Below are 13,668 nucleotides of genomic sequence, written 5' to 3' on the forward strand. Positions count from 1 at the left end.
CGCTGCCGGCCACCGCTCGGCAGGACGGTCATTCACCCGGCTCGGGGCGGTAGGTGGCGAAGGCGAGACGGTCGGTGGACCAGCCCAGCGCGGTGGCGGGGTGGACTCCAGGTCTCACAACCAGAGAGGTACGCCGTGGGGAGCGGGACGAGAATGAGCAGAGGCCGCAAAATATGGCTCGGTGTGCTGGCAGTAACGGTTGCCTTTGTCACCGCACTCTTCCTCTGGTCATCGTGGAAGAGCGATCAGATCGTCGCTGAGCTCAAGACGATTGCCGACCGCCTCCAACCAGAGCCGGGATGGGAACCCTTGAGAACACAGAATCCGGTGGGCAGTGCGCTGTGCATCCCGCTCGATGGACCTTGCTCCCAGTACGCATACCGTTGGGACACTCACCGGAAGTACCTGGAGGGTGACCTGGAGCGGTACGTTCAGCAGGTGGGTTTGACGCCCCAGGAGTACAAGCCATGCGTACGGGAACAGAGGATCAATGCGGGCGGACTGGACTGCCGGGGTGTTGGAGTCATTGACGGCTGGAACGTACGCATCACGATCAGTGACTACGGTCGGGACGACGACACCAACATTGTGCAGGTCGTGGTCAACAAGTACGGCTACTGATCCTTGTTTTGTGTTCGCGGTTGCCGCATACCGGAGGCGGCCACCCCGTTGCCGGGGCAGCCGCCAGTTTCAGTGCGCTGTGGGCGTTAGTGCTCCGCTTCTGCGGCAGCCTTCTTGGCGTCTTTCTCGGCGTCCTTCTCGGCGCGCAGGGCCTCCGCGTCGTGCTGTTCCTCGGCTTTTTCCTGGTGGATGACCGCTGCGAAGAGCTTCTCCATCTCCTTGGCCACGCCGGCGGCTGAGGCCGGGTTCTGGCCGGTCACCAGCCGGTCGTCAACTACGACCTTCTCCTCGAAGACGTCAGCGGAGACGTGGGTGGCGCCTTGTTCCTCAAGCCGGTCGGCCAAGAAGAACGGGATGACCTTGTCCTTCCCCGCGGCAACCTCCTCGTCGTTGGTGAAGGCCGCCACCTTCCGGCCCTCGACGAGGCGAAGTCCGTTCTTCAATTCCACGTTCAGCAGGCCGGCCGGTCCGTGGCAGACCGCGCCGACCAAGCCGCCGGCGTTATAGACGCTGGCCACCAGATTCTGCAAGCCTTCGCTGTCCGGGAAGTCCCACATAGTGCCGTGGCCGCCCACGAGGTAGACGGCGTCGTACTGGTCGGGGTCAACGACGTCGACGCGGGCAGTGTTGTAGAGTCCGGCGCGCGTGGTCTCGTCCTCCGTGAAGGCGACCTGGATGGGATCTTCTGAGTCCACCTCGTCGCGCGGGGGCTGGCCGCCCTGGATGGAGGCGAAGTCGACGAAATGCCCGGAATCCTTGAAGACCTTCCAGGGATGTGCAGCCTCGGCCACGTTGTAGCCGGTCTTTTCTCCGGTATCGCCGATCTCGGAAACGCTGGTCAGTACCATGAGGATTTTCTTCATGAAGTGCTCCTTTCGTCCAACTTCCACCCTACGCCCAGCCCATTTCGGGCCCTCCTTCCCCGCCGTCTTTTGCCTGCCGGCAGGCCTGCCTGGCTCTTGACCATTGAGGCAACGCCCTAGAGCCTTGGGGCATGAGAACTCGATACCACTTGGGCCTCGCAGCCGCTGCAGGGTTGGCGCTCCTGTGCGGGTGCGCGATGCAGGGGGATCCGGCAAGTGGGACCCCGGCCAAGCCAACAACGATGGCCGCCTCAGGCTCGCCGTACAGTCTCTACACTCACTGCGGCATCCATGAAGCGCTCGTGCAGGGCACCTATTTCGTCGCAGACGAGGCGCTGGACGACGGCCACGGCAACCCGCCTGAAGGCTGGATGAACCCCTACCAGCCCGGCGCCATCACAGTGACCGGCCCAAAGGCCATCTTCCGCGATGACGCCGGCCACACGGTGACCTTCCATGCCCGCCCCGGCGCCACAGGTTTCCTCACCACCTGCTCCTAAAACGCAGGCACTGGCACCCGAAGCCAAAACGGACTAGTCGTCGCAGTTCTGCAGGACCCAGTTCTGAGCGCGCCAGATGACGTTGTAGAGGTTGTAGGGTGCGACATCAAAGGTGTCCCACTTCTGGCCGACGTGAGCGGTCCAGTCAGGAATGGCGCCACAGCAGACACGGTGTCCGAAGACATAGAACAGTGCATGTGGCAGAGCGCGCTTCATCATGGAATGCCTTTCCATTGTCGCCGGCCCCCGACTGGGGCTAGCGTAGCCGCGTGCTCATAGCGTCATCGTAGCGGACCTCGTCCTGGCTCCCCCAGAAACGCGCGGTTCCGTCGAGCGCTGCCAGCCGTTCACAGCTCCCCCTCGAGTTGCTCCATCTCCAGGCACGCGTCCTCGTAGGAAACGTCGCCGTTCCGGAATGCCCGCTCGAGTTCCTTGGCCCTGCGCCGTGAATGGGCCGTGCTCAGTGTTCCCGTGAGGCCAGCCTCAAGATAGTCGAACCTGGAGTGCGTGGGCTGCTGGTCGCGGGCGTGGTCGCTTGCCGGGACGTGCCGGCGGATTGTCGCGCGGAACCAGGCGCCAGGGTGCATGAGGCGATGCGCATAGGCTCTGGGGTCGACTAAGTACATGCTTCCATGGTTCATCTCCCTGCTGAGAAGAACATGAGTTTCCTCTGAGTGATCGGGACAATCGACTTTCCGGGGCCGTCACCGCCACCCTGGAGGCCCCGCTTCCTCGCGCCGGTAGGGTAAGCAGGCCCCGGCCTCCCGCCTCTACCCGCGGACGATCACGACGTCCAGGGTCCGGGGGCCGTGGACGCCTTCGACGCGTTCGAGTTCGATGTCGCTGGTGGCGCTCGGGCCGCTGATCCAAGTCTGCGGGCGGGTGCCGTCGAGCCGGCGGAGGGCCTCCGGCAGGATGGCGGTAATGTCCCCGGCCCGGACGATGCAGATGTGCCGGTCCGGGACGAGGCTGATGACCCGGCGCCCCTGGTCCGGTGCGGCATCGAGGATGATGGTGCCGGTTTCGGCGACGGCGACGGCGCTGCCGGTGACGACGGCGTCGATCCCGTCGAGCTCCTCGACGCTGAGCCGCTGCCCGGGGGCGTCGGTGACGCGGCGGCCGGAGCCGCCGTCGCGAGCGTCCGCCTCCACAAACAGGGACTCCGCGAGGCCGTGCGGCGCGGCGTAGCGGCCGGTGCCCTCGAGGAGGGCGGCGAGCCGCTGCGGCACCGCGGCGGCTTCCTCGATGAAGACGTTCGCCTTGTAGTCGAGGAGCCGGTCCGTCAGCAGTTCGATGAGCTCTTCCCCGCCCAGCCCGGAGGAGCGCCGGTAGTCGCGGGGCACCTCCGGTACCGCCGGGGCGTCCCGAAGGGCCGAGCGGATCCGGTCGAGTATTTCTGCGCGCGCGTTCACGGGGTCTCCTCTGTACCGGCTGATCCTGGGCCGGCGGACTCCGGGCCGGGGGCGTCAGCGCCGGCCGCCGGGGCTGCATCGGGTCCGGCGGCCCGGTGTTCCTTGTTCCACCATTGCCGGAAGGACTGCCCCGGCGGTGCCGGGATGTCCCGGCTCTGGGTCCAGCCGGCGGCGATGCCCGGCAGTTTGGTGATTTTCCGGTCCGGCCCAGCGGCGAGCCGGCCCAGCGGCAGCGCCTTCTCCATGAGGCCCAGGTTCTTTCCGGAGGACAGCCCCCAGGAGGCCGCCTTCATGCCGAGGTCCATCTGGCTAGGCATCGCCCTCTTCCTGCGGTTCTTGCCGCGCTTGCTGTCCACGTCCTCGCCGCGCAGGTGCACCAGGATGTCCGGAATGTTGATCTTCACCGGGCAGGCGTCGTAGCAGGCGCCACACAGGGACGAGGCGTAGGGCAGGGAATTGTTCTCCTCCGCCGTGATCCCGGTCAGCAGCGGCGACAGGATCGCGCCGATCGGTCCCGGGTAGGTGGATCCGTAGGCGTGCCCGCCGGTGCGTTCGTAGACGGGGCAGACGTTCATGCAGGCGCTGCAGCGGATGCAGTGCAGCGCGGAGCGGCCCATCTCGTCGGCCAGGGCGGCGCTGCGTCCGTTGTCCAGCAGGACCAGGTGGACGTTCTGCGGCCCGTCGTCGGGCGTGACGCCGGTCCACAGCGAGGTGTAGGGGTTCATCCGCTCGCCGGTGGAGGACCGCGGGAGCAGCTGCATGAACACTTCGAGGTCCTCCCAGCCCGGCAGCAGTTTTTCGACGCCCATGACGGTGATGAGCGTTTCCGGCAGCGTCAGGCACATGCGCCCGTTGCCTTCGGATTCGACGACGGCGAGGGTCCCGGCGTCCGCAAGGGCGAAGTTCGCGCCAGACACGGCCACCTTGGCGCTGAGGAACTTGCGGCGCAGGTGCGCCCGGGCGGCCGCGGCGAGGCGGGCCGGCTCGTTGGTGAGCTCCGGATCCACCCCCTCCATTTCGCGCAGGAAAATGTCCCGGACCTGGCTGCGGTTCTTGTGGATGGCCGGGACCAGGATGTGGCTGGGCTTGTCGTGGTCCAGCTGGACGATGAGCTCGGCGAGGTCGGTCTCGTAAGCCGCGATGCCCTGTTCTTCGAGGTATTCGTTGAGGCCGATCTCCTGGGTGGCCATGGACTTGACCTTGACTACCTCGGTGGCGCCCTGGTCCCGGATGAGGGCGGCGACAATGCTGTTGGCTTCGCCGGCGTCGCGGGCCCAGTGGATGGTCCCGCCGCGGGCGGTGAAGTTCGCCTCGAACTCTTCGAGCAGTTCCGGCAGCCGGGCCATGACGGATTCCTTGATCGCCCGGCCCGCCTCGCGCAGCTCCTCCCAGTCGGGGAGTTCGGACACGACGGCCAGCCGCTTGTCCCGGATGGTCCGGGTGGCGTGGCCGAGGTTGACCCGCAGCTGGGGGTTGCCGAGCTCGCGGCGGGCGGCTTTCGGGAAGGGCTCGTGTTCGTGCAGGTTGCCGATGCCGAAGACCGGCAGGGACGGCATCCCCAGGAATGTGCCGCTCATCGTGCGGTCCTTCCGGTGGTGAGGCGGACGTCGCCGGAGACGGCGGCGGGATTCTCGAGGGTGCTGGCCAGGATCTCGGCGAAGTGCATCGTGGTGACGCCGCTGCCCTGCCGGGACAGTCCGCCGCCGATGTGCATCAGGCAGGACGCGTCGCCGCCGGCGCAAAGGTCGGCGCCCGTGCCGCAGATGTTGGCGGTCTTGTCCGCCAGCATCGCCGAGGACACGTCCGCGTTCTTCATCGAGAAGGTGCCGCCGAAGCCGCAGCACTGGTCCGCCTCGGGCAGTTCGGCCAGTTCGATGCCGCCGACCGAGCGCAGCAGGTCCAGTTGGCGGTCGCCGAGCCGGAGCAGGCGCATGCCGTGGCAGCTGGGGTGGTAGGTGATCCGGTGCGGGAAGAACGAGCCCAGCTGTGCCGCTGCGTCGGTGACGCCCAGGACATCCACCAGGAGCTGGGAGAGCTCGTAGGTTTTGGCTCCGACGGCGGCGGCCCGGGCTTCCAGCCCGGCGTCCCCGCAGCGGCGGGCGACCATGGGGTGCTGGTGCTTCACGGAGGCGACGCAGGAGCCGGACGGTGCGACGGCGACGTCGTACTCATCTCCTTCGAACGCCTTCACATGGTTGGCGACGACGGGCAGCGCCTCCTTGAGGTAGCCGCTGTTGACGTGCATCTGCCCGCAGCAGGCCTGGCCGGCCGGGAAAATGACCTCATGGCCGAGGCGTTCCAGGATGGACACCGTGGCGCGGGCCGTGGCCGGGTACATGGCGTCAACGATGCACGTGGCGAAAAGCGCGATCCTCACTGGGTGCCTCCGCTGGTGACGGGGCTGGCGGCGGCCCGGGCTGAGGGCACGTACCCCGCCGGGTGCTGGGAGGCACGCACCACGGCGCGCAGCTCCCCCAGCCCGCCGCTGAGCACGCCGGCGGCGCGGGCCTGGACCAGGACGTTGCCCAGGGCCGTGGCTTCCACGGGTCCGGCGATCACGCGTTTGCCGGTGGCGTCGGCGGTGAGCTGGCATAGGAGCCGGTTCTGGGATCCGCCGCCCACAATGTGCACGACGCCGGCCCGGACGTCCGCGAGCCGTTCGGCGTCGGCGATGGTCCGGGCGTAGCCGGCGGCAAGGCTGTCCAGGATGCACCGCACGATGTGCGCGGGATGCTCCGGTAAGACAGCGCCGGTGTTGCGGACCGCGGCCCGGATCCGTTCGGGCATGTTGTCCGGGGCGATGAAATAGGGGTCGTCGGCGTTGATGACCGGGCCGCCGGGCGGAAGAGTCGCGGCCGCGTCGAGCAGTTCCACCAGTTCCGGCCGGTAGCCTTCGGCGGCCCAGGTGCGCTGGCATTCGCTGAGCAGCCAGAGGCCGCCGACGTTGCGCAGGTAGCGGATGGTGCCGTCCACGCCGCGTTCGTTGGTGAAGTTCGCGGTCCGGCTGGCCTCGGTCAGGACCGGGTGGGACAGTTCGACGCCGACCAGGGACCACGTGCCGGAGGAAACGTAGGCGAAATTCCCGGTAGCACCTCCCGCGCCAGCACCTCCGGCGTCCGCCGGTACGGCGGCGACGGCCGAGGCGGTGTCGTGCGAGCCGACGGCTACCACCGCGGTGGTTTCGGGAAGTCCCAGGCGTGCCGCGACGTCCTTGGTGAGGGTCCCGACGGTCTCGCCGGGCTGGATCAGCGGCGGAAACAGGTTCGTGGGGAGGTCCAGCGCGGTGAGGAACTCCGTGGCCCACTCCCCCGCGACGGCATCGAAGAGCCCGGTGGTGGAGGCGTTGGTGGCCTCGGTGCGGCGCTGGCCGGTGAGCAGGAACCCGATGAGGTCCGGGATGAGCAGCGCCTGCAGCCCCTCCAGCGCCGGCTCCGTGGCGAGCTGGTAGATCGTGTTGAACGGCAGGAACTGCAGCCCGGTGGTGGCGTAGAGCCGGGCCGGATCGAGTTTTTCGTGGACCCGGGAGATGGCGGCACGGGACCGGTCGTCGCGGTAGCTGAACGGCGCCGCGACCAGGTCACCGGCGTCGTTGACCAGCCCGTAGTCCACGGCCCAGGTGTCGATCCCGATGCTGGCGATGCTCTCGCCGCGGGCCGCGGCCGCGCGGGCGGCGGCCGCGAGCCCGGCGAGGACCTCGGCGAACAGCGCGTCGAAGTCCCAGCGGAGGCCGCCGTCGAGCTCCTTGACCCCGTTGGGGAACCGGTGCACGGTCTCCAGCTCGGCCCTCACCCCGCCGGGGCTGCCCGCGACCCGGCCCAGGATGACCCGGCCCGAGGACGCACCGATGTCGATTGCGGCAAAAGCCCTGCCGGCAACGACATTCCCGGCGTACAGGCCGCCGCTGGGTGCGGTATCCGCTGGTGGCGCCGTGTTCAGCGCAGGAAGGTTCATCCCAGGAAGGCTCATCGCAGGAAGGCCGCGGCCACGCCGGCGTCCACGGGGATGTGGAGCCCCGTGGTGTGGGAGAGCTCGCTGCCGGTGAGCACGGCGGCGGCGTTGGCCACGTTTTCGGGCAGCACTTCGCGCTTGAGCAGGGTGCGCTGGGCGTAGTACTTGCCCAGTTCCTCTTCCTGCACGCCGTAGACGGCGGCGCGCTTGGCGCCCCAGCCGCCGGCGAAGATCCCGGAGCCGCGGACCACGCCGTCGGGGTTGATGCCGTTGACCCGGATCCCGTACTCGCCCAGTTCCGCGGCGAGGAGCCTGACCTGGTGGGCCTGGTCTGCCTTGGTGGCGGAGTAGGCGATGTTGTTCGGGCCGGCGAACACGGAGTTCTTGGAGGAGATGTAGATGATGTCCCCGCCCATCTCCTGGCCGATCATCACCTGCGCGGCCGCCTTCGCCACCAGGAACGAGCCCTTGGCCATGACGTTGTGCTGCAGGTCCCAGTCCTTTTCCGTGGTTTCCAGCAGCGGCTTGGAGATGGAGAGCCCGGCGTTGTTGACCACCAGGTCCAGGCCGCCGAAGGCCAGGACGGCTTCCTGGATGGCGGCGGCGATCTGGGCTTCGTCGGTGACGTCGGCCTGGACCCCGATCGCGACGTCGGCGCCGCCGAGTTCCGCGGCCACGGCCCGGGCGTTGTCCAGGTTCAGGTCAGCGATGACCACGCACGCGCCGTCGGCGGCGAAGCGGGTGGCGATCGCCTTGCCGATGCCCGACGCCGCACCGGTCACCAGGGCGATCCGGCCAACATGGGATTTCGGCTTGGGCATCCGGGCCAGTTTGGCCTCTTCCAGGGCCCAGTATTCGATCCGGAACTTCTCGGCTTCCTCGATCGGGGCATAGGTGGAGACCGCCTCGGCGCCGCGCATGACGTTGACGGCGTTGAGGTAGAACTCCCCCGCCACCCGGGCGGTCTGCTTGTTCGCGCCGAAGGAGAACATGCCCACGCCGGGCACCAGCACAATCGCCGGGTCCGCGCCGCGCAGGGCGGGGCTGTCCGGGGTCGCGTGCCGGTCGTAATACCCCAGGTAGTCCTCGCGGTAGGCGGCGTGGAGTTCCTTCAGCCGGGCCACGGAGTCCTCAATCGGGGCGTCGGCGGGCAGGTCCAGGACCAGCGGCTTGACCTTGGTGCGCAGGAAGTGGTCCGGGCAGGACGTGCCCAGGGCCCCGAGCCGCGGATGTTCGGCGCTTTCCAGGAACGCCAGGACGGCGGGGTCGTCGCTGAAGTGCCCCAGTTGCGGCTTGTCGGTGGAGGCGAGTCCGCGGATCACGGGCGCGAGGGCGGCGGCCTTCGCGCGGCGCTCGGTTTCCGGGAGGGCGGCGTAGCCGGGCAGCTTGGGACCGAACGGTTCGTTCTTGCCGTGGTCCTTGATGTACTCCTCGGCCTGCTCGATGATCCACAGCGAGTTGGCTTCGGCTTCCTCGCTGGTGGCGCCCCAGGCGGTGATGCCGTGCCCGCCCAGGATGGTGCCGACGGCCTGCGGGTTGGCGTCCTTGATCGCGGCGATGTCCAGGCCCAGCTGGAAGCCGGGGCGACGCCACGGCACCCACGCCACCTTCTCGCCGAAGATCTCCTTGGTCAGGGCCTCGCCGTCGGCGGCCGTGGCAATGGCGATACCGGAGTCCGGGTGCAGGTGGTCCACGTGGGCGGCGTCGACCAGGCCATGCATGGCGGTATCGATCGACGGCGCGGCGCCGCCTTTGCCGTGCAGGCAGTAATCGAACGCGGCCACCATTTCGTCTTCACGCTCGACGCCGGGGTACACGTTCTTGAGCGCCTGCAGCCGGTCCAGCCGCAGCACGGCAAGGCCCTCGGCCTTCAGCGTGCCCAGGTCCCCGCCGGAGCCCTTGACCCACAGGAGCTCGACGTCCTCGCCGGTCACGGGGTCCTTTTCGGTGCCCTTGGCGGAGGTGTTGCCGCCGGCGAAGTTGGTGTTCCGCTTGTCCGCGCCGAGGCGGTTGGAACGGGAGATCAGTTCTTCAACAGTCTTATTGGTCATTATTTAAGCGCCCCATCCGGCCTGGTGGCCGCCGACGCGGTCCTCGTTGATCTTCTTCTGGTAACCGCTGGCCTTGAAGGCGGCCATCGGGTCCGCGGGCAGGCCGCGGGATTCACGCCACTGCGCCAGCGCGGGGCGGACATCGGTGTAAAAGGCATCGTTGAAGATGCCGTTGGCGGCCAGGACGTCGCCGCTGCGCTGGGCCTCGGCCAGCGCATCGGTGTCGATCAGCAGGGCGCGGGCGGTCATTTCCTGGACATTGAGCACGGACCGGATCTGGCCCGGGATCTTTTCCTCCAGGTTGTGGCACTGGTCCAGCATCAGGGCGACGGCTGAATTCTCTCCTGCGGACTTGCCGAACCCGCCGCCGCGGATGACCTCGTGCATGATGCGGAAGAGCTGGAAGGGATCCGCCGCACCGACGATCAGGTCATCGTCCGCGTAGAAGCGGGAGTTGAAGTCGAAGGAGCCGAGCTTGCCCAGGCGCAGCAGCTGCATGACGATGAACTCGATGTTGGTGCCGGGGGCGTGGTGGCCGGTGTCGAGGCAGACAAAGGCTTTCTCGCCCAGGGCCAGGGTCTGGGCGTAGGAGGTACCCCAGTCCGGAACGTCGGTGTGGTAGAAAGCCGGCTCGAAGAACTTGTACTCCAGCACCAGGCGCTGCTCGTCGCCCAGGGCCGCGTAGATTTCCTGCAGCGACTCGGCCAGGCGGTCCTGCCGGCCGCGCATGTCGTCCTGGCCCGGGTAGTTGGTGCCGTCCGCGAGCCAGATCTTCAGATCCCGCGAGCCCGTGGCGTTCATGATCTCAAGGCACTCGAGGTGGTGGTCGATCGCGCGGCGGCGGACCGCAGGGTTCGAGGAGGTCAGGGAACCAAACTTGTACTCGTCGTCCTGGAAGGTGTTGGAGTTAATGGTGCCGAGTCCCACGCCGAGCTCCGCCGCGAACGCCTTCAGGGCCGCGTAATCATCCACCTTGTCCCAGGGGATGTGCAGCGCCACGGTGGGCGCGAGGCCGGTGAGTTCGTGGACCTTCGCGGCGTCGGCCAGCTTCTCGTGGACCGTGCGCGGGGTCCCGGGAGTGCCGAACACCTTGAAGCGGGTGCCGGAGTTGCCGTAGGCCCAGGACGGGACCTCGATGGCGAGTTCCCGTAGGCGGCCCAGGGCCGTTTCTGTGGTGTTCATGGTTGTTCCTTCTGCGGTTGGTGGTTGTCCCCGGCGGCGTTGGCCGCGGACAACTGGTCCTCGAGATTGAAGATTTCGGTGAGCTGGAGGAAGCCTTGGTCCGGCGCTCCGGCGAGGTCGTCGAAGAAGCCGGCCATCTCGGCCTGCCAGTGGGCGTTGACGTCAGTGGCTGCCATCCGGGCCTGGGCTTCGGTCAGGCTGTCCGTTTCGAAGTAGCCGATCAGTAGCCCGTCGGGCCGGAGGAAGAGTGAGTAGTTGTTCCAGCCCGAGGCCTTCAGGGCCCGGAGCATCTCCGGCCAGACGGCCGCGTGCCGGCGGGTGTATTCCCCGATCAGCGCGGGCCTGACCTGAAGCTGGAAGCAGACGCGTTGCGTGCTCATGAGAGCACCACATGGCGGTGTTCGATACCCAGCAGGGATGCGGCGGCCTTGATGTCGGCGGCGCGGTGGCCGACGCACAGGGCCCAGTGGTGACCGATTCCGGTCTGGCTCCAGACGTCCACCCAGAGCCCGGGATCCCCGCCGAAGTCCACCCGGGAGGTCGTGTTGCCGATCTGCAGGAGCGGGCCGGGAACCACCTCGCCCTCGGAGGTGACGAACACGTAGCTTCCGTCCGGGTCCTGGCCGAGGCCGAAGGTGGTGACGGGACCGTGGCGCACATCGAATTCGACCGAGACGCCCCAGCCGCGTTTGCCGTGGTAGATCCCTAGCCCGCGCAGGAGCGGGTCCTGGGCGGACACGGCCAGGTGGGCCGGGCCGTCGTGTCCCATTTCGACCACGTTGTCGAGGAAGTTCAGCGCCTGGATCTCGGTAAATGAACCCCCGGCGCCGATCGCCTGGGCCGCCAGCATGGCGATGGAGGTCCGCAGCTCGAACTCGCCGGCCATCGGGATGCCCCGGGCCGTCAGGATGGAGGAGCCCAGGATCATCCCGGCGCCGAGCCGTTCGTGCTGTTCGCCGGCCAGTCCGCGGTGATAGTAGGCCACGGAGTCCAGGTCAAAGTCCTCCACAAGGCGGTCCAGGCCGACGGACACCTTCGCACCCCACGCGAAGTCGTCGTCGTTCACGGAGTCATCCACAACGAAAAGTTCGCGTGCGAGCCCGAGCCGTTCGGTCACCTCCGCCTCCGTGACCGCGTTGACCCGTTCGCGGAGGTCATCGAATTCCAGCACCTCCACATGGGAGCCGAAGGTGGTGGACACGGTGGTGAGGTCGGTGGCGACATCGAGCATGCCCGGATAGAGATGGCCCATGAGTCCGTGCCGGGCATTGCGGAGCCGGGCGCGGACGCCGGCGGCGTGGACCCACGCCGTGATCCGCTCCCAGGCGGACTCCTGCTTAAGGTGCCCCGAGACTGAGCGGAAGTCGATTCCGGCCCGGCGGAAGACGTTGGCGACCTCCGGCACCGGGCACTGGCCGCAGTAGGCCAGCCACTTGCCGGTGTCAAAGTTGGCGTGGTCCATCGCTTCGGTTGGCTGCAGGTCGATCACCAGGACGGGGGTTTTCGCGCGCTGGGCGATGGGCAGGACCATGGAGGACGTCAGGTACGTGGTGAGGAAGATGACGATGAGGTCGCAGTCGGCGACGCGGAGTTTTTCGCCGGCCGCGGCGGCCTCGTGCGCGTCGGAGATGAAGCCGGTGTCGATGACGTCGGCGTCGAGTTCCTGGAAGCGGCCGGTGACGTAGCGGACGGACTCCCGCAGCTGCGGCAGCAGCTCGGGGAACTGGGGCCAGTAGGCGCCGAGGCCGCCGGAGACCAGCCCGATGCGGGTGGGGCGGCGCCGATGCGGTTGCAGCAGCCGGTCTGCCGGCTGTTTCTGGTTCATGTGGGGGGCCTTCCGGCATGAAAAGGGGGATCTGGGGCCCCGGAAATGTGGTTTCCGGGCACGGCTGTGGGGCAGGCGCCGTGGATCCGGTGCTGCGGCACCGGTGAAGCGGAACGGAGTGGGTGGAAGAGACGAGGTGCCGGGCGGGCTGTCGGCGGCCCGCCCGGCCGCTCGGGATGGGTCAGGTAAGGATTAGAAGTTGTACTTGTCGATGTTCTCGGCGTTGAAGACCGTCGGCGGGCCGACGATCACCAGGCCGCCCTTTTCGACCTTGCGTTCGCCCAGTTCGCCGGCGGTGAAGGTATCCCCTTCGGCGCCGGTGATCTTGCCGTCCTTGAGGGCCTTGCCGGCGAACGCCGCCACGTAGCCGAGCTGTGCCGGATCCCAGAGGGCGAACTCCTTGACGGTGCCGTCCTTCACGAAGGGCCGCATTTCATTCGGCAGTCCGAGCCCGGTGAGGGCAACCTTGCCCTTGTAGGCGGACGTTGAGAGGTACCGGGCGGTAGCGGCGATGCCCACGGTGGTGGGCGAGATGATGCCCTTCAGGTTCGGGTGGGCCTGCATGAGGCCCTGGGCTTCCTGGAAGGACTTGGTGTCGTTGTCATCGCCGTAGACCTTGGCCACCAGCTTGATGTCCTTGTACGCGGGGTTGGAGGCGAGCTCCTCCTCCATGTACTTGATCCACTCGTTCTGGTTGGTGGCGTTGGCGGTGGCGGACAGGATGGCGATCTCGCCGGTGCCGCCGATCTGCTCGGAAATCAGCTTGGTCTGGATCAGGGCAACGTCCTTGGCGACGACCTGGCTGATGAAGATGTCGCGGCAGTCGGGATTGGTATCCGAGTCGAACGCGACGATCTTGGCGCCGGCGGAACGGGCTTCGCCGAGGGCCGTGCAGACGGCGTCGGGGTCATTGGCGGCAATCGCGATGACGTTCGTGCCGGCCTGAGTCTCGGCGTTGATGAACGAAACCTGGCTGGAGGCGGAGGCTTCCAGCGGTCCGACGACCTGCGAGGAAGCGAATCCTGCCTCGGTGGCGCCCTTCTTGCCGCCGCCCAGAACAACGTCCGTGTACGGGTTGTTCAGCTGCTTGGGGATGAAGGTGATCTTCTGGTCCCCGCCGCCTGCCGATGGGCTGCTGGTATCGGTTGAGGATGCAGAGCCGCTGTTGCAGGCTGTCAGCGCCAGTGCGGCCACGGCGGTGATGGCCACCATGCTTCCCAGTCGGCCGGTCCGGCCCTTGTTCTTGCGGTTCAACATCATTGTTCT

14 protein-coding genes are annotated in these 13,668 nt (G+C 67.7%); 2 read left to right on the top strand and 12 right to left on the bottom strand.

Translation table 11 applies throughout. The features are described from left to right. Positions 1-183 precede the first annotated feature (183 nt). A complete protein-coding gene (locus AC1DRO_RS03525; RefSeq protein WP_243182171.1) occupies positions 184-621 on the top strand; it encodes a hypothetical protein in 438 nt (145 codons plus the stop codon). 86 nt (positions 622-707) lie between these two features. On the opposite strand, the gene AC1DRO_RS03530 is transcribed toward AC1DRO_RS03525, so the two are convergent. Then, positions 708-1,484 (bottom strand): type 1 glutamine amidotransferase domain-containing protein, encoded by a 777-nt coding sequence (locus tag AC1DRO_RS03530; protein WP_476850637.1) that lies wholly within the window; start codon positions 1,482-1,484, stop codon positions 708-710. A gap of 131 nt (positions 1,485-1,615) precedes the next feature. On the opposite strand from AC1DRO_RS03530, the gene AC1DRO_RS03535 reads away from it, so the two are divergent. Then, complete coding sequence (locus tag AC1DRO_RS03535) at positions 1,616-1,984, top strand: hypothetical protein (RefSeq protein WP_476949839.1); 369 nt, start codon at positions 1,616-1,618, stop codon at positions 1,982-1,984. 33 nt (positions 1,985-2,017) lie between these two features. On the opposite strand, the gene AC1DRO_RS03540 is transcribed toward AC1DRO_RS03535, so the two are convergent. From AC1DRO_RS03540 to rhaS, 11 genes are all read right to left on the bottom strand, one after another. Then, entirely contained in the window at positions 2,018-2,203 is a 186-nt protein-coding gene (locus AC1DRO_RS03540; protein WP_476949840.1) for a hypothetical protein, read from the bottom strand. Between the two features lie 128 nt (positions 2,204-2,331). Continuing rightward, a complete protein-coding gene (locus tag AC1DRO_RS03545; protein ID WP_476949841.1) occupies positions 2,332-2,610 on the bottom strand; it encodes a hypothetical protein in 279 nt (92 codons plus the stop codon). Between the two features lie 144 nt (positions 2,611-2,754). Beyond that, positions 2,755-3,396 (bottom strand): LutC/YkgG family protein, encoded by a 642-nt coding sequence (locus AC1DRO_RS03550; protein WP_476949842.1) that lies wholly within the window; start codon positions 3,394-3,396, stop codon positions 2,755-2,757. After that, a complete protein-coding gene (locus AC1DRO_RS03555) occupies positions 3,393-4,973 on the bottom strand; it encodes a LutB/LldF family L-lactate oxidation iron-sulfur protein (protein ID WP_476949843.1) in 1,581 nt (526 codons plus the stop codon). Before AC1DRO_RS03555 ends, AC1DRO_RS03550 begins: the two co-directional genes overlap by 4 nt. Next, entirely contained in the window at positions 4,970-5,773 is an 804-nt protein-coding gene (locus AC1DRO_RS03560) for a (Fe-S)-binding protein (RefSeq protein ID WP_476949844.1), read from the bottom strand. The genes AC1DRO_RS03555 and AC1DRO_RS03560 overlap by 4 nt, the downstream gene beginning before the upstream one ends. After that, positions 5,770-7,347 carry a rhamnulokinase gene (locus AC1DRO_RS03565; RefSeq protein ID WP_476949845.1) on the bottom strand — a complete coding sequence of 526 codons (1,578 nt, stop codon included), beginning with the start codon at positions 7,345-7,347 and terminating at the stop codon, positions 5,770-5,772. The genes AC1DRO_RS03560 and AC1DRO_RS03565 overlap by 4 nt, the downstream gene beginning before the upstream one ends. 11 nt (positions 7,348-7,358) lie before the next feature. Further along, a complete protein-coding gene (locus AC1DRO_RS03570; RefSeq protein ID WP_476949846.1) occupies positions 7,359-9,395 on the bottom strand; it encodes a bifunctional aldolase/short-chain dehydrogenase in 2,037 nt (678 codons plus the stop codon). A 3-nt stretch (positions 9,396-9,398) separates the two neighbouring features. Next, positions 9,399-10,577: an L-rhamnose isomerase gene (gene rhaI / locus AC1DRO_RS03575; RefSeq protein ID WP_476949847.1), complete on the bottom strand. Its 1,179-nt coding sequence runs from the start codon at positions 10,575-10,577 to the stop codon at positions 9,399-9,401. Next, a complete protein-coding gene (locus AC1DRO_RS03580; RefSeq protein ID WP_476949848.1) occupies positions 10,574-10,957 on the bottom strand; it encodes an L-rhamnose mutarotase in 384 nt (127 codons plus the stop codon). The genes rhaI and AC1DRO_RS03580 overlap by 4 nt, the downstream gene beginning before the upstream one ends. Continuing rightward, a complete protein-coding gene (locus tag AC1DRO_RS03585) occupies positions 10,954-12,402 on the bottom strand; it encodes an arabinose isomerase (RefSeq protein ID WP_476949849.1) in 1,449 nt (482 codons plus the stop codon). Before AC1DRO_RS03585 ends, AC1DRO_RS03580 begins: the two co-directional genes overlap by 4 nt. Before the next feature lie 192 nt (positions 12,403-12,594). After that, a complete protein-coding gene (gene rhaS / locus AC1DRO_RS03590; RefSeq protein WP_476949850.1) occupies positions 12,595-13,662 on the bottom strand; it encodes a rhamnose ABC transporter substrate-binding protein in 1,068 nt (355 codons plus the stop codon). Positions 13,663-13,668 lie beyond the last annotated feature (6 nt).

This window comes from Arthrobacter sp. P4_F11, from assembly GCF_056401395.1.